General features: G+C 45.4%; 14 protein-coding genes. 11 read left to right on the forward strand and 3 right to left on the reverse strand.

Annotated elements, in window-relative coordinates:
- Nucleotides 1-696: 696 nt before the first annotated feature.
- Nucleotides 697-1,824 (reverse strand): tRNA epoxyqueuosine(34) reductase QueG, encoded by a 1,128-nt coding sequence (gene queG / locus R7Q39_RS26620; RefSeq protein WP_005381370.1) that lies wholly within the window; start codon nucleotides 1,822-1,824, stop codon nucleotides 697-699.
- A 276-nt stretch (nucleotides 1,825-2,100) separates the two neighbouring features.
- Here queG and tsaE point away from each other — a divergent pair, with 276 nt between their 5' ends.
- The 8 genes from tsaE (at nucleotide 2,101) to hflC (ending at nucleotide 11,248) form a co-directional block, all read left to right on the forward strand.
- Nucleotides 2,101-2,565, forward strand: coding sequence for a tRNA (adenosine(37)-N6)-threonylcarbamoyltransferase complex ATPase subunit type 1 TsaE (tsaE, locus tag R7Q39_RS26625; protein WP_005381372.1), 465 nt, complete (start codon nucleotides 2,101-2,103; stop codon nucleotides 2,563-2,565).
- A complete protein-coding gene (locus tag R7Q39_RS26630; RefSeq protein ID WP_005381374.1) occupies nucleotides 2,559-4,268 on the forward strand; it encodes an N-acetylmuramoyl-L-alanine amidase in 1,710 nt (569 codons plus the stop codon). Before tsaE ends, R7Q39_RS26630 begins: the two co-directional genes overlap by 7 nt.
- Nucleotides 4,269-4,286: 18 nt before the next feature.
- A complete protein-coding gene (gene mutL, locus R7Q39_RS26635; protein WP_318077067.1) occupies nucleotides 4,287-6,299 on the forward strand; it encodes a DNA mismatch repair endonuclease MutL in 2,013 nt (670 codons plus the stop codon).
- A complete protein-coding gene (miaA, locus tag R7Q39_RS26640) occupies nucleotides 6,296-7,228 on the forward strand; it encodes a tRNA (adenosine(37)-N6)-dimethylallyltransferase MiaA (protein ID WP_053303035.1) in 933 nt (310 codons plus the stop codon). Before mutL ends, miaA begins: the two co-directional genes overlap by 4 nt.
- A 194-nt stretch (nucleotides 7,229-7,422) precedes the next feature.
- Entirely contained in the window at nucleotides 7,423-7,686 is a 264-nt protein-coding gene (gene hfq, locus R7Q39_RS26645; protein WP_005381379.1) for an RNA chaperone Hfq, read from the forward strand.
- Between the two features lie 38 nt (nucleotides 7,687-7,724).
- On the forward strand, nucleotides 7,725-9,014 hold the full coding sequence (gene hflX / locus R7Q39_RS26650) for a ribosome rescue GTPase HflX (RefSeq protein WP_005381380.1): 1,290 nt from the start codon (nucleotides 7,725-7,727) through the stop codon (nucleotides 9,012-9,014).
- Between the two features lie 45 nt (nucleotides 9,015-9,059).
- Nucleotides 9,060-10,265 carry an FtsH protease activity modulator HflK gene (gene hflK / locus R7Q39_RS26655; protein WP_005381381.1) on the forward strand — a complete coding sequence of 402 codons (1,206 nt, stop codon included), beginning with the start codon at nucleotides 9,060-9,062 and terminating at the stop codon, nucleotides 10,263-10,265.
- A 2-nt stretch (nucleotides 10,266-10,267) separates the two neighbouring features.
- Complete coding sequence (gene hflC, locus R7Q39_RS26660; protein ID WP_005381382.1) at nucleotides 10,268-11,248, forward strand: protease modulator HflC; 981 nt, start codon at nucleotides 10,268-10,270, stop codon at nucleotides 11,246-11,248.
- A gap of 63 nt (nucleotides 11,249-11,311) precedes the next feature.
- Here hflC and R7Q39_RS26665 read toward each other — a convergent pair whose 3' ends face one another.
- Nucleotides 11,312-11,497 carry a DUF2065 domain-containing protein gene (locus R7Q39_RS26665; protein WP_005381383.1) on the reverse strand — a complete coding sequence of 62 codons (186 nt, stop codon included), beginning with the start codon at nucleotides 11,495-11,497 and terminating at the stop codon, nucleotides 11,312-11,314.
- 172 nt (nucleotides 11,498-11,669) lie between these two features.
- Between R7Q39_RS26665 and R7Q39_RS26670 the strand changes: the two genes are divergently transcribed.
- Entirely contained in the window at nucleotides 11,670-12,986 is a 1,317-nt protein-coding gene (locus R7Q39_RS26670) for an adenylosuccinate synthase (protein WP_005381385.1), read from the forward strand.
- A gap of 216 nt (nucleotides 12,987-13,202) precedes the next feature.
- A complete protein-coding gene (motX, locus tag R7Q39_RS26675; RefSeq protein ID WP_005381388.1) occupies nucleotides 13,203-13,838 on the forward strand; it encodes a flagellar protein MotX in 636 nt (211 codons plus the stop codon).
- Between the two features lie 80 nt (nucleotides 13,839-13,918).
- On the opposite strand, the gene hmpA is transcribed toward motX, so the two are convergent.
- The gene (gene hmpA, locus R7Q39_RS26680; protein WP_262636186.1) at nucleotides 13,919-15,103 is read right to left on the reverse strand and encodes an NO-inducible flavohemoprotein; all 1,185 of its coding nucleotides are present in this window, start codon (nucleotides 15,101-15,103) and stop codon (nucleotides 13,919-13,921) included.
- 157 nt (nucleotides 15,104-15,260) lie between these two features.
- On the opposite strand from hmpA, the gene nsrR reads away from it, so the two are divergent.
- A complete protein-coding gene (gene nsrR, locus R7Q39_RS26685; RefSeq protein WP_005381392.1) occupies nucleotides 15,261-15,686 on the forward strand; it encodes a nitric oxide-sensing transcriptional repressor NsrR in 426 nt (141 codons plus the stop codon).
- Nucleotides 15,687-15,767 lie beyond the last annotated feature (81 nt).

The raw sequence follows: 15,767 nt of genomic DNA on the forward strand, positions 1-15,767 counted from the left end.
GCGGGGTGGAGCAGCTTGGTAGCTCGTCGGGCTCATAACCCGAAGGTCGTCGGTTCAAATCCGGCCCCCGCAACCAAATACAAGACGATAGATTGAGTACTTATTTAGTATACAATTGTTAAGTCGTCTACGGATGCGCCGCTTGATTCAACGCCTGCTTCTCGCAACCAATCACATCGCTCTTTTCATAATGCTGCGAAGCATGAATCCCCAAAAGCTAAACTTTTATCCGCATCATATGATGTCGGACGATTTCGTTTGTGTTTAAAACACGATATGAATCGGCTGACGTACAAGTATGATGAGGCTTCGCGTGTTTTATCTACTTTAATTAACAGAGTTATCCACACACGTCGTTCTGTGGATAAGTTGGTTGATAAAGTGTTTTTAGCTTGACTTTTTATGATGGGGAAGAAAGATCTTTTCTCTAAAGTGAAGTGGAAACAACAAAGAAATATCAATTAAATCTTTGTTATATAAAGAAAAAATAAGTTTTTTGTCGGATCGGGTACGTTAAAATACGATCATTAACTGGTATTTTTTTGATCCTAGTCATTTCTCCGAGCTGTGTTTAACTTTTTTCTGCTAGCTTGTTTTTCTTGAATCTCAAATTTTTTTCCACATTACAAAATTGAGAACAAGGTCATGAATTGAACATGCAAAAGTACTTTCAATCTCTTGCATATAGACTACGCTCTATGCGTCTCTCGGCAGTCCCTTCTCGACTATCCTTATTAAGCGTTGCTTTTTCGTCTCTATAGATGAATTACTCTCAGTGGGGAGTTGATTCAGTTGCTCTGTCAAAGCCCATTTAATGTGCTCATCAAGTAATTTATTTTCACCTTGCCGACTTTCCAGCGCATCTATGATTCGCTGACTATATTCCGCATTACCAAGTGCGACAGCGATGTTACGTAGCCACTGTATATGACCAATACGACGGATAGCGGAGCCTTCCATATTTTTTAGAAAAGTCGCTTCATCCCAGTTAAACATGTCGACGAGGTCAGGGTTTTTGAAACTGTCACGACGGTGGAAATCATCTTGCTCCGTTATGTCGGCGTAGCGGTTCCATGGGCAAACCAATTGACAGTCGTCACAACCATAAATGCGGTTACCCATTGGCTTTCGAAACTCTTCAGGAATCACGCCATCGAACTCGATGGTGAGATAAGAGATACAACGCCTGGCATCGACAACTTTGTCTTCAACGATGGCTTGTGTTGGGCATGATGTAATGCATGCTTTGCATTTACCGCACTGATCAACGCTTGGCTCATCTACGGGTAGTGGTAAGTCGATAAGTAGTTCACCTAAAAAGAACCACGATCCACAGTCTTGATCTAAAATCAGGGAATGTTTCCCGGTCCAACCTAAGCCCGCTTTTTGGGCGAGAGGTCGCTCTAATATTGGTGCGGAATCAACGAAAGGTCGGTAACCATATTGACCAACCTCTTGTTCAATAAGTTTGCCGAGCTTATTTAGCTGCTTTCTGACGAGCTTGTGATAATCGCGCCCTAGTGCGTAGCGGCTAATATAGGCATGACTTTTATTCGCGAGGTTCGAAGCGAATTGAGCCTCTGGTGGCAGATAGTCCATCCGGACGCTGATAACACGAACGGTTCCCGGGAGTAGCTCATGGGGTCTAGCACGCATCATACCGTGACGAGCCATCCAATCCATTGAGCCGTGATAGCCTGCATCAAGCCATTTTTGTAGTGCTGCTTCATGTTCACTCAGATCAACGTCGCAGATCCCAACTTTTTGGAAGCCGAGTTCTTTTCCCCAAACTTTGATTTGTTGTGCGAGTTGTTCGTAGTTCATGTTAACCACCGGAATAAAGGGGGGCGGATCTTAACGGATCTCTGGCTTTGGTGCTACCCAGTTAGGTACGTTTTTGATGTTGTGAATACTGCTTATTGAAGTCATTTGCATATATTCTAAATCTAGGTCGATACTAAGATGATTAAGATACCGTTTATTGGATACTTTTTTCGCACATATGACATTTGAAAGCTTGTCTCTCAAAACCAACACGGTTTACTATTCCTGTTCTTTTGATTTTTATATAGTCAACGATCATTAGTTAGAGAAGCATCAATGAGCACGAAACAATTCAATTTAAAAGATGAGCATGAAACGGTTGCACTAGGCACCGCTTTGGCTCAGCTTTGTTCCCAGCAAACCACAATTTATCTGCATGGTGATTTGGGTGCAGGTAAAACAACCTTTAGTCGTGGTTTTGTCCGTGCTCTTGGTCATCAAGGTAACGTGAAAAGTCCAACTTATACTCTAGTCGAACCGTACCAGTTGGATCAGTGGCAAGTATATCACTTCGACCTTTATCGTCTTGCGGATCCTGAAGAGCTTGAGTTTATGGGGATTCGAGACTATTTCACAGACGATGCGATTTGCTTGGTTGAATGGCCTGAAAAAGGGCATGGCTTACTGCCACAACCGGATCTTGATGTAAACATTCGCTACCAAGGTGAGCAACGTGTAGCCGAACTAACAGCTAATAATGATTATGGTGTGCAGTTACTCAGTCGATTGGAACTATGTTGAGTTTTTCAAATTTTAGAGTAGTGGCGACGTTTGTCGCCACTTTTCTCCTTCTCATCCCCAATTTAGCATTTGCTAACGTCGTTAAGAGTTTTCGAGTTTGGCCTTCACCTGATGAAACGCGTGTTGTCATCGATTTAGGCTCGGAAGCTGACTATTCCTATTTCTCTTTATCAGGGCCGGATCGCCTTGTCGTGGATTTAAAAAGCACGACGATGCAGGCCAAACTGCCTGTTACTGTTACGGATAGCCCTGTTTTAAAACTGGTACGAAAAAGCTCGCCTCCAGAGAAGGGCACTTATCGTTTGGTGTTTGAACTAAAGAAGAGCGTTCAAGCGGAATTATTTAAATTAAGCCCAACACCAGGTGGGCAGTATGGTCACCGCTTGGTGATTGATTTACCGCACGGTAAGAAGGCATCGACCTCTAAACCGAGTAAGCCAGCGGCGGCCAGCAAAGACATGAGTTCAGTTCAACGAGCTCAAGAAGTATTAATTGTTATCGACCCTGGTCACGGTGGGGAAGACCCTGGCTCTATTGGCCCTTCACGTCGTAAGTACGAGAAAGATGCGGTATTGAGTATTTCAAGAAAAATTGCTGCTCAGCTCGATGCGACTCCTGGTATTAAAACGCGCATGACTCGTACGGGAGATTATTTTGTAAACTTAAACCGTCGTGTCGCGATTGCTCGTGAAAATGATGCGCACTTGCTGATTTCCATTCACGCAGATGCGTTTACTTCACCGAAGCCTCGCGGTGGATCGGTCTTCGTACTAAATACTCGTCGTGCAAATACCGAAATTGCTCGTTGGGTCGAGAACCATGAGAAACAGTCTGAGTTATTGGGCGGCTCGGGTAATGCGTTCTTCACGAAGACAAAAGATCGTAACGTGAACCAAACTTTGTTGGACTTGCAGTTTAGTCATTCACAAAAAGAAGGCTATAAGCTGGCAACAGAAATCCTAGGTGAGATGGGACGTGTTGCGCACCTGCATAACACCAAACCGATCAACACCAGCCTTGCGGTTTTACGCTCTCCACAGATTCCGTCTGTGCTAGTGGAAACGGGCTTTATTTCTAACCCAACAGAAGAGCGTTTACTGTTTCAACGAGCGCACCAAGATAAGTTAGCTCAGGCTATCACTAAGGCGGTCGTCAAGTACTTAAAAGATAACCCACCAGAGGGTACGGTGTTCTCGCCTTCAGCGAAGCCAATGGTACATATTGTAAAGCGTGGCGAGTCATTATCGGTGATCGCGAACAAATATGGGCTTAGCTCTAAAGCGCTGATGTCGGCAAACAACTTGAAGTCGACAGGCTTGGCAATTGGTCAGAAGCTCAACATTCCTTCTGCTGGTACGATTAAAGTGCCAAGTAAACCGATTACTGTTGAGACAGAAACCATTACGCACAAGGTTAAGTCTGGTGAGTTCTTAGGTAAGATTGCGAATCACTATAAAGTGAAGGTTTCAGATATCCGCCGAGAGAATAACTTGAAGTCAGATACCTTGTGGGTAGGGCAAAAGTTGAAGATAACGGTCGCGGTAAAAGATAAACCAATTCGTAAGCACAAGGTTTCTCGGGGTGAGTTCCTTGGCAAAATAGCGTCCAAATACGGCGTTAGCGTATCGAGCATTCGTAAAGCGAATAACTTACGCTCTGATCAGCTAGCGGTTGGGCAAGTCCTGATCATTCCAAACAAGTAGGTGAGCTTCTAACTCATTATGACGATTAAAATTTTGCCAGCCAGACTTGCAAACCAAATCGCCGCAGGGGAAGTGGTCGAAAGACCTGCTTCTGTGATTAAAGAGCTGGTTGAAAATAGTCTTGATTCTGGCGCAACTCGAATCGATATCGATATCGAGAAAGGAGGCGCAAAGCTGATTCGTGTTCGTGATAACGGAAAAGGTATCGCGAAAGATGAACTCGGCTTAGCGCTCAGTCGTCATGCGACATCTAAGATACATACCTTAGATGATCTCGAAGCCATTATGAGTCTAGGTTTTCGCGGTGAAGCGTTAGCCAGTATTAGCTCAGTTTCGCGTTTGACGCTCACGTCGCGTCCAGCGGCACAAGAAGAAGCCTGGAGTGCCTACTCCGAAGGGCGTGATATGCAGGTGAAGCTTAAGCCAGCAGCGCACCCGATTGGCACTACCGTTGAGGTGTTGGACTTATTTTTTAATACTCCAGCGCGTCGCAAGTTTCTTCGTACGGAGAAAACCGAATTTGCTCATATTGATGAGTTATTGAAACGCATTGCGTTAAGCCGCTTTGATGTCACCATCAATGTGCGTCATAACGGCAAGATCATCCGTCAATATCGCGCGGCGAAAAATCAGCTTCAAACCGAAAAGCGTATTGCTGCTGTCTGCGGTAATGCGTTTGTGCAGCATATGCTCAGAATCGAGCTTGAGCATCAAGGGTTTAAGCTACATGGGTGGATTACCACGCCAGAGGGAGCAAGGCAGCAAAGCGATTTACAATATTGCTATGTGAATGGCCGAATGATGCGTGACAAATTAATCAATCACGCGATTCGTCAAAGCTATGAAATGAGCTTAAAGCCAGATCAGTTTGCTGCGTATGTGCTCTTTATTGAGCTAGATCCGCACCAAGTAGATGTGAATGTTCACCCTGCTAAGCATGAAGTGCGTTTCCACCAAGCTCGTTTGGTGCATGATTTCATCTATCAAGCTTTGACGGATGCACTTTCACAAAGCGCCGTGATTGATAAACCACAGGTGAATGAATCGGCATTTCATCGCGTGGAACCGACTGAGTCTGAAGAGATTGAGCATTCGCCAGAGCCTGAAAAAGTACAAGAGCCAGCATCTTCACCAGTACCAGAACGGGTTTATCAAGCGATAGAGAGTACACCGGCTTATCCTGGACGCAGTGATTATGAAGTGAAGCCTCGTAATAGCGGTCCTAGTGAAACCTCCGTGCGAGAGGCGCGCGTAGTGGAGTCATTCAAACGTAATGATTGGGTGGAATCCAAACCCGCACCAAAGCCAAGTCACAGTAAAGAGCGCCACGTAGAACCAGCGCCAACTAAACAAGAAGTACGCGCTTATCACGAGCTGTTGAAAACGCCAGAGTTTGAGGCTCAGGCAGTCACTCCAATAGCGCCCCAAACGATAACTTCGCACACATCAATGCCATCGATTACTGCATTAGGCAAAGCGCTGATGGTGGTCGATGAACAATTTGTTTTGATGGACAGTGACAGTGGGGCGGCGTTAGTCTCGTTACCTAGAGCAGAATTTTATCGTGTAAAAGGCCAGCTCACTCCAAGCGATGGTGCACTTAAGGCACAACCTCTGCTTGTTCCTCTATCTATTAAGTTAGAGGCCGAATTAGTGAGACTGGCCCAAGATTATCAACAAGATTTGGCATTGCTTGGTATTCAATTGAAAGCGAGAAACGAGCACGCCTTAATGGTGATGGGCGTTCCAGCTCCGCTGCGTCAACAAAACTTACAAAATTTAGTACCAGATCTGTTATCTTACGCGCAATCTTGTGTGAACGAAGGTATAGCAGCGGCTCAGATGCTGTCTGAGTTGATAGATTGGCTCGCATTACAGGTCACGACAGTGAAGAGTCACTATACTTTTTCTGAAGCCATTCAAATTATTGCGGAACTTGAACAGCTAAGACATGGTCAATTGCCATTAGAAGATACAAAATTCGTATCCGCTGTTGATTTCTCTGCCACGATAGCCAAATTAAAACCATGACAGATAAACTACCTTTGGCGCTATTTTTAATGGGGCCAACTGCATCAGGCAAAACTGAGCTGGCGATTAGTCTTCGTCAAAAATTTCCGATTGAGATCATCAGTGTTGATTCTGCTTTGATCTACAAAGGGATGGATATCGGTACGGCGAAACCGGATGAAAAAGAGTTAAGTTTGGCGCCTCATCGCTTGATAGATATTTTGGATCCAAGTGAATCTTACTCTGTCGCCGACTTTCGTCGAGATGCATTGAAAGCGATGGATGATATTGTTGCAGAAGGAAAAATTCCACTTCTTGTGGGTGGAACAATGCTGTATTACAAGGCGTTACTTGAAGGTTTATCACCACTTCCTGCTGCAAATCCTGAAATTCGTCAGCAAATTGAACAAGAGGCATTGACTAAAGGTTGGTCAGTGTTGCACGATGAACTCAAAGAGGTTGATCCTGTGTCAGCCGCGAGAATCCATCCCAATGATCCCCAACGTTTATCTCGGGCATTGGAAGTTTTTCGCATTTCAGGTAAAACTTTGACTGAATTGACTCAAACGAAAGGTGAAAGCCTACCATACCGAGTCAAGCAGTTTGCAATAGCTCCCAAGGATAGGGCAGAACTTCACCGTCGGATTGAACTCCGTTTCGAGAAGATGATGGAAGCGGGCTTTGAAGAAGAAATGAAAGCGTTACATTCGCGAAAAGATCTTCACCCCGATCTTCCTTCCATACGATGCGTCGGTTACCGACAGATGTGGGAGTATTTAGATGGGGAGTGTACACGTGACGAAGCGGTATTTCGTGGCGTATGCGCGACTCGTCAATTGGCCAAGCGTCAAATCACCTGGTTACGCAGCTGGGATGATTTAACTTGGTTGGATAGCGAGAACATTGAACAGGCATTAGAAACGATGTCGGAAGCAATAGCATCTGATTGACATAGCTGTGTATAATGTGATCGTTTTTGCGTGAACGCACTCTCAAAGGATCTGTTGTTGGCGGTTTTTATACTATGCTGCTAATTACTTAGAGTGCATTTTTGATTCGTTTAGCTCAGATGCAAAAGCCGTATCTTTTGCATTGCACCACTAGCTAAATAATTACAACTACAAATTAAATAAGGAAAATAAAAATGGCTAAGGGGCAATCTCTACAAGACCCATTTCTAAACGCGCTACGTCGTGAGCGTATCCCGGTATCTATCTACCTTGTGAATGGTATTAAACTACAAGGTCAGATCGAATCATTCGATCAATTTGTGATCCTGCTGAAGAATACTGTTAACCAAATGGTGTACAAGCACGCGATCTCAACAGTTGTGCCGGCTCGTCCAGTGAGCCATCACAGCGGTGAACGTCCACAAGGTGAGCGTCCACAAGAGAAATCAGAAGATTAATTCTTCATCGAGTATTTTTAAAATAAGGAGTTGATTGCTTGTTTGACCGTTATGAATCCGGTGAGCGAGCCGTACTTGTTCATATCAACTTCACGCAAGAAGGTGAATGGGAAGATCTGGCTGAGTTCGAAATGCTGGTTTCTTCTGCTGGGGTAGAGGCGCTACAAGTGGTAACTGGTAGTCGTCAATCCCCACACCCGAAATACTATGTCGGAGAGGGTAAGGCCCAAGAGATTGCTACAGCGGTACAATCAACGGGTGCCGAAATTGTGATTTTTAATCACGCCCTCTCTCCTGCCCAAGAACGTAACCTCGAAGCACTGTGCCAATGTCGAGTTCTCGACCGCACTGGTCTTATTCTCGATATCTTTGCTCAACGAGCTCGAACACACGAAGGTAAGCTACAGGTAGAGCTGGCTCAACTTCGTCATATCTCTACTCGTTTGATTCGTGGTTGGACGCACCTTGAAAGGCAGAAAGGTGGTATCGGTTTACGTGGCCCGGGTGAAACCCAGCTGGAAACCGACCGTCGCTTATTGCGTGACAGAATCAAAGCCATCCTGCGACGCTTAGACAAAGTAGCGAAGCAGCGTGAACAAGGGCGCCGCGCCCGAAATCGAGCTGAAATCCCAACGGTTTCACTTGTGGGTTACACCAACGCGGGTAAGTCGACACTCTTCAACCGTATTACAGAAGCTGGCGTGTACGCGGCTGATCAATTATTTGCTACTTTGGACCCGACTTTACGTAAGATAGAGTTAGCAGATGTTGGCCCTGCCATCTTGGCAGACACGGTTGGTTTTATTCGACATTTGCCACACGACTTGGTTGCGGCCTTCAAGGCAACCTTGCAGGAAACGCAAGAAGCTGACATTTTGTTACATGTTGTTGATGCCAGTGATGAGCGTTTTCGTGAGAATATTCAAGCTGTTCATGAAGTACTAGAAGAGATCGACGCGCATGAAGTGCCGACTCTGGTTGTCATGAACAAAATCGACAATCTAGATTCGCAGAAACCACGTATAGAACGAGACGAGGAAGGCGTACCTCGCGCAGTTTGGGTTTCAGCAATGGATGGGTTGGGCATTGATGTCCTGTTTGAGGCTCTGACGGAACGTCTGGCGTCACAAATGGTCGAGCATCAGTTGCGAATTCCTCCACAGTATCAAGGACGATTCCGTAGTACCTTCTTCCAAATGAAGTGTATTCAACGTGAGGAATATGACCAGGATGGTAACTTGTTGATCGATATTCGAATGCAGCAAGTAGATTGGTCTAGACTTGAAAAAAGAGAAGGGGCAGTTTTGACTGGCTTTATAGTCACTTAAAGGACTGCTACAGTATAACGTCATATCAAATGATGGAGCTTTCTAATGGCGTGGAATGAGCCTGGAAATAACAACGGCAACAATGGCCGCGATAATGACCCTTGGGGTAATAATAATCGTGGTGGCCAGCGTCCTGGTGGCCGAGATCAAGGTCCGCCAGATTTAGATGAAGTGTTCAACAAACTGAGTCAAAAGCTGGGCGGCAAGTTTGGTAAAAAAGGCGGCGGTGGTTCTCCAATCGGCGGCGGTGGTGGTAGTGCAATTGGCTTTGGCGTGATTGCTCTGATTGCTGTTGCAGTTTGGTTCTTCGCTGGTTTTTACACCATCGGCGAAGCAGAGCGTGGTGTTGTACTGCGTTTAGGTAAATACGATCGTATCGTAGACCCAGGTCTTAACTGGCGTCCTCGCTTTATTGATGAGTACGAAGCGGTAAACGTACAAGCGATTCGTTCACTACGTGCATCTGGTCTAATGCTGACTAAAGATGAAAACGTTGTAACAGTTGCGATGGATGTTCAGTACCGAGTGACTGACCCATACAAATACTTGTACCGTGTAACCAATGCAGACGACAGCTTGCGTCAAGCAACGGATTCTGCACTACGTGCAGTAATTGGTGACTCATTGATGGATAGCATTCTAACCAGTGGTCGTCAGCAAATTCGTCAAACTACGCAAGAAACACTGAACCAAATCATTGATAGCTATGATATGGGTCTGGTACTTGTTGATGTGAACTTCCAGTCTGCTCGTCCACCAGAGCAAGTGAAAGATGCGTTTGATGATGCAATCGCAGCACGTGAGGATGAAGAGCGTTTCATTCGTGAAGCTGAAGCATACAAGAACGAAATCTTGCCTAAGGCAACGGGTCGTGCAGAGCGTTTGAAGAAAGAAGCACAAGGTTACAATGAGCGTGTCACTAACGAGGCTCTTGGTCAGGTAGCACAGTTCGAAAAACTATTACCAGAATACCAAGCAGCGCCTGGTGTAACGCGTGATCGTCTGTACATTGACGCAATGGAAGAGGTGTACTCAAGTACTTCGAAAGTGTTGATTGACTCGGAATCAAGCGGCAATCTTCTTTACCTTCCAATCGATAAGTTGGCGGGACAAGAGGGCAAAGCAGATACCAAACGTAAATCGAAGTCATCTTCAACCTATGATCAAATTCAACTTGAGTCTGATCGTACACAAGAAGACACTTCGAACTCGCAGTCTCGTTCAACAGGTTCACGTCAAGGGAGATACTAAGAATGCGTAAGTTAATGATCCCTGTACTGGTAATCGCACTGGCATTAATGTTGATGTCTTTGTTTGTGATTCCTGAAGGTGAGCGCGGTATCGTGGTTCGATTTGGTCGTGTCTTGAAAGACAATAACGACATCACTCGAATTTACGAGCCTGGTCTGCATTTCAAGATGCCTTTGTTTGACCGTGTGAAACAACTTGATGCACGTATCCAAACAATGGATGGTCGTGCAGACCGTTTCGTAACGTCTGAGAAAAAAGACGTTATCATTGATACCTACGTGAAGTGGCGTATTGAAGATTTTGGTCGCTACTACCTCGCGACAGGCGGTGGTAACTCGCTAACAGCAGAGGCACTACTTGAGCGTAAAGTGACGGACGTGCTTCGTTCTGAAATCGGTGCTCGTGAAATCAAACAGATCGTATCTGGTCCACGTAACGATGATGTGCTACCAGAAGACGCAAGTGCCGATGTTGTCGCAACTGAAGCGGCTCGTGAGGCGCTTGAGATTGATGGTGAACGCGACCTAATCATGTCTGAAGTATTGAAAGACACGCGTGAAAGCGCAATGAAAGACTTGGGTGTTCGTGTCGTTGATTTCCGAATGAAGAAAATCAACCTGCCTGATGAAATCAGTGAGTCTATCTACCGTCGTATGCGTGCGGAGCGTGAGTCAGTTGCTCGTAAGCACCGTTCTCAAGGTCGTGAAAAAGCGGAAGTTATTCGTGCTCAAGCAGAACTAGAAGTAGCAACTATTCTAGCTGAAGCTGATAAAACTGCGCGTGTGACACGAGGTGAGGCGGATGCTGAAGCTGCGAAGATTTATGCTGAAGCATACAACAAAGACCCTGAGTTCTTTAGCTTCCTACGTTCGCTACGTGCGTATGAGAAGTCCTTCAGCTCTAAGAGCGATATTCTGGTGCTTGATCCGAAGAGTGAGTTCTTCCAATACATGAACCAGTCGAAGGGCAGCATGGAGAAATAATCTCCGCGTCTCATTGAAATAAAAGGCTCCTTAGGGAGCCTTTTTTGTATCTGATGCTAAGTGCTAGCTCATCATGATGGCGATGACGGCTCCAGCAACTACTAGGCAGCCACCGATGCGTCGTAGCTGATTGTTGGGTTGTTCACTTAATTGAGCCACCATATTCCGCCAACCGTTAGGAGCAATCAGTGGCCCAATGCCTTCCACGATCAACACGAGCCCAATCGCCAACCATATGGATTCAGACATAGCGCTTTCCAGTCGAATAGAGAAAGCTAAATACTATCAGTGATATGCTGATTTCAAAATGAACAAAGCGGCAAGATGACATTCTGGTAGCAACTCTGTGAACAAAAAATGACTGCAAGAAGCGTGATTCGGTGCTAGAATCCATTTTTAACTAGCAATCAGACTTGGAAAGATGGGAAATAACGTAGTCGTTCTAGGCACCCAATGGGGTGACGAAGGTAAAGGTAAAATCGTAGACCTTTTAACTGAAGATGCAAAATACGTGGTACGCTACCAAGGCGGTCACAACGCAGGTCACACTCTCGTAATTGACGGTGAAAAAACCGTTCTTCACTTAATTCCATCAGGTATCCTTCGCGATAACGTAAAATGTGTTATCGGTAACGGTGTTGTACTATCACCTGAAGCTCTACTTAAAGAAATGAAGCCTCTTGAAGAGCGCGGTATTCCAGTACGCGAGCGTCTTTTCATTTCTGAAGCATGTCCGCTAATTCTTCCTTACCACGTTGCAATGGACCAAGCTCGCGAAATCGCTCGCGGTAAAAAAGCTATCGGTACTACTGGTCGTGGTATCGGTCCAGCATACGAAGATAAAGTTGCTCGTCGCGGTCTACGCGTTGGCGACCTATTCGATATGGCGACTTTCGCAGAGAAGCTAAAAGAAGTCATGGAGTTCCATAACTTCCAACTAGTTAACTTCTACAAAGCGGAGCCAGTAAGCTACGAAGAAGTACTTGAGCAAGCGAAAGGCTACGCTGAGCTACTAACTTCAATGGTTATCGACGTAACTGACGAACTAGACGCAGCACGTAAGCGCGGCGACAAGATCATGTTCGAAGGTGCACAAGGTACACTACTTGATATCGACCACGGTACTTACCCGTACGTAACGTCTTCTAACACGACTGCTGGTGGTGTTGCTGCAGGTTCTGGTTTTGGTCCTCGTCACATCGGTTACATCTTGGGTATCGCAAAAGCGTACTGTACTCGCGTTGGTGCTGGTCCATTCCCGACTGAACTATACGACGGTTTAGATAAGCAAGATCCAATTGGTAAGCACTTAGGTGAAGTTGGCCACGAGTTCGGTGCGACAACTGGTCGTCTACGTCGTACAGGTTGGTTCGATGCTGTTGCTATGCGTCGTGCAATCCAAATCAACTCTGTATCTGGTTTCTGTCTAACTAAACTAGACGTACTAGATGGTCTAGAAGAGCTAAAAATCTGTACTGGTTACAAGATGGAAGATGGCTCTGTGCTAGAAGTTTCTCCGATGGCTGCTGAAGCATTCGAAAAAGCAACGCCAATCTACGAAACAATGCCTGGTTGGTCTGAGAATACATTTGGTGCTAAGTCACTAGATGCTCTACCACAAGCAGCTCTTGACTACATCAAGCGTATTGAAGAGCTAACTGGCGTTCCAGTAGACATCATCTCTACAGGTCCTGACCGTAACGAAACTATCATCAAAGTTCACCCATTCGAAGCTTAATTGATAGCCGTTAAAGATTGCAAAAGCCGACCTTATGGTCGGCTTTTTTGTATCTGAACAAAAACAGCGTGACTCTCATATGGCAAGCTTTTGCCGCTGAGCCTAAATCAGAGGCAAAAATTGTCTAAAGCTTAGCTGTTTTTTGCCGATAAGGTTATCAAGCAGAGGAGATCCTTCACCGATCTTTGGTTTCTTAGATACCTTAAGGGTACGTTTATGAAGTTACGAACAGTGGCTGCTTCACTGTTGTTGACCTTGGTTGCTACCACAGTGAAAGCCAATGTTGCTGATGTGGGGGCACCAGTTCCGATCTATACCGAAGCAGAGCTGATAAAGCTTATTGAGCAAAATAAGCACTTACAACGTGTGCGCGCTGATAACTGCCAGCTGGTGGAGGATATCGTAGCTCGTGCGACTCGAATTAACTTACCCGCTTATGAGTTTCTATACGGAGATATGTTAGCTTGGGGTGTGTGTGTCGAGCAAGATGTCGAACTGGGTCTTTACTACATCGAAAATGCAGCGCATCAGGGGTTACCTGCTGCACTAGAGCAGATTGGCCGATACTATTCGCGTGGCACTTTAGTACAGCAAGATAAAGAACGTGCAATTCCATATTTGCGAGAAGCTGCGTCAATGGGAAACCTAAACGCGCGTATTCATCTGGCCGAGTTGCTTTTACGTGATTATGGCAGTCCACTCGATTACGAAGATGCGTATCGTTGGTTATATAACTCTGTCACAGCAGATAAGCGGCAGCATAAGCGCATAACTGTATTGAGAAACGGCCTTGAACAGCGCATGCCACAAAACGTTATTGCTCGAGCTAAACGGCGAGACACCTTTTGGTAACACTTCAATATTGCAAACAACTTCATACAACAAAGCCCACGTCACGTGGGCTTTGTTGTTTTCCCGATAGCTGATAGCGCTTAAACCACTTTGTGTGGACCGAAGCATTCGTAATGGAATTGCTCTTCTGGTACGCCAAGTTCTAATAGCTGTTTCGCTACGTGCTGCATAAATCCTACAGGACCACAGAAGTACACCTGCACGTTATCTTGCTTTAATGCAGCTTCAATTTCATACAGATTGACAAAGCCCGTGAAGTGGAAGTCTTCACCTAGCTTGTCTTCTGCCGTTGGTTGGTTATACCAAACGAGCGCGTTCATATTTTCTTTTTCTGCAACGAGTTGGTTTACGTGTTGCTTGAAAGCATGCTGTTGGCCATTTTCTGTTGCATGAACCCAAGTTACAGGTGCTTGATGTTCTGAGAGACTTTCTAGCATTGACAGCGTTGGAGTAAGTCCCACACCAGCAGAAATTAGAACAACGGGTGTTTGTGGTTCGGCATCCATAAAGAAGTCACCGGCAGGGGCCGCAAGCTGCACTTTTTCGCCAATGTTCAGGCTATCGTGCAGGTAGTTCGACACTTTTCCGCCTTCTTCACGTTTTACCGAGATACGGTAAGTGTTCTCTTGGACCGCAGAAGACAGACTATATTGGCGAATTTCTTGGTTTTCTAACTGGTCACTGTTGATGTAGATGCCAAGGTATTGTCCCGGTTTATACGGCGCCACTTTTTGACCATCGGTTGGCTTGAATACAAAGCTGCAAATGTGTTCGCTCTCAATCTTTTTATCGACTAATTCAAATTCGCGTAGACCGCGCCAGCCGCCTTCCAAAGCTTCATTTTGTTGGTAAATTTGTTCTTCGCGCTGAATAAATACATTCGCAAGTACGCCGTAAGCCTCAGCCCAAGCATCCAACACTTCTTGACCTGGATTAAAAAGCTCATCGATTGTCGCAAGTAAATGCTTACCAACGATTTGGTACTGATCTTCTGTGATCAAAAAGCTCGTGTGCTTATGCGCAATTTTCTCTACTGCGCCAAGCAGAGCTGGCAAATTTTCAATATTGGCAGCATAGGCACAGATAGCGTTGAATAATGCTTCACGCTGATCGCCGTTACGCTGGTTACTCATGTTAAAAATATCTTTCAACTCAGGGTTATGAGTAAACATACGCTCGTAAAAGTGCGCGGTCAGTTTTGGTCCTGTTTCGGCGATGAGTGGTGCGGTCGCTTTGACGATCTCGATAGTTTGATTGCTGAGCATAAGGGCTTCCTACTTTAAGTTGTATTTATAATGCATGTTTAAAGTTGTATCTCAAATGTATCTTTCGATCAAGAAAAGATTTACACTTTTATCGATAGCTCAAGTTTGGGGTTTTAGCACCACCAGCGGGTTATTGAGTCGCACTTTGGGAGAGAATATGCAGTTAACTAGTTTCACTGATTATGCGTTGAGAACCTTAATTTTCTTGGCTTCGTTGCCGGAAGATGAGTTAACCAGCATTACCGAAGTGACGGATTTATTTGGTGTGTCACGTAACCATATGGTTAAAGTTATCAATCGGTTAGGGCAGTTGGGTTATGTCCATACCGTGCGCGGAAAAAACGGTGGTATCCGGCTGATGAAGCCAGCGTCTGAAATCACAGTCGGTGGTGTTGTGCGCGATTTAGAGCCGTTAGATTTAGTCAACTGTGGTGTGGATTTTTGCCATATTACCCCTGCTTGCCGCCTCAAAGATAAATTGGCGAAAGCAAAAAGTGCCTTCCTGGCGGAGTTGGATGATTGCACGATTGAATCCTTGCTCAGTGACAATTCTGAACTTTTGATCTTGCTGGCTCGTCCTTAACTCATTTGCATGCCTAGAGTCGATCTCGATCATTCTTTTTTCAAAGCAATTCTGTAGCTTATCGAGAGACTCAGATATACT

This window comes from Vibrio sp. 947 (genome assembly GCF_033339115.1).
In the GTDB taxonomy this organism is placed as follows: Bacteria; Pseudomonadota; Gammaproteobacteria; order Enterobacterales; family Vibrionaceae; genus Vibrio; species Vibrio alginolyticus.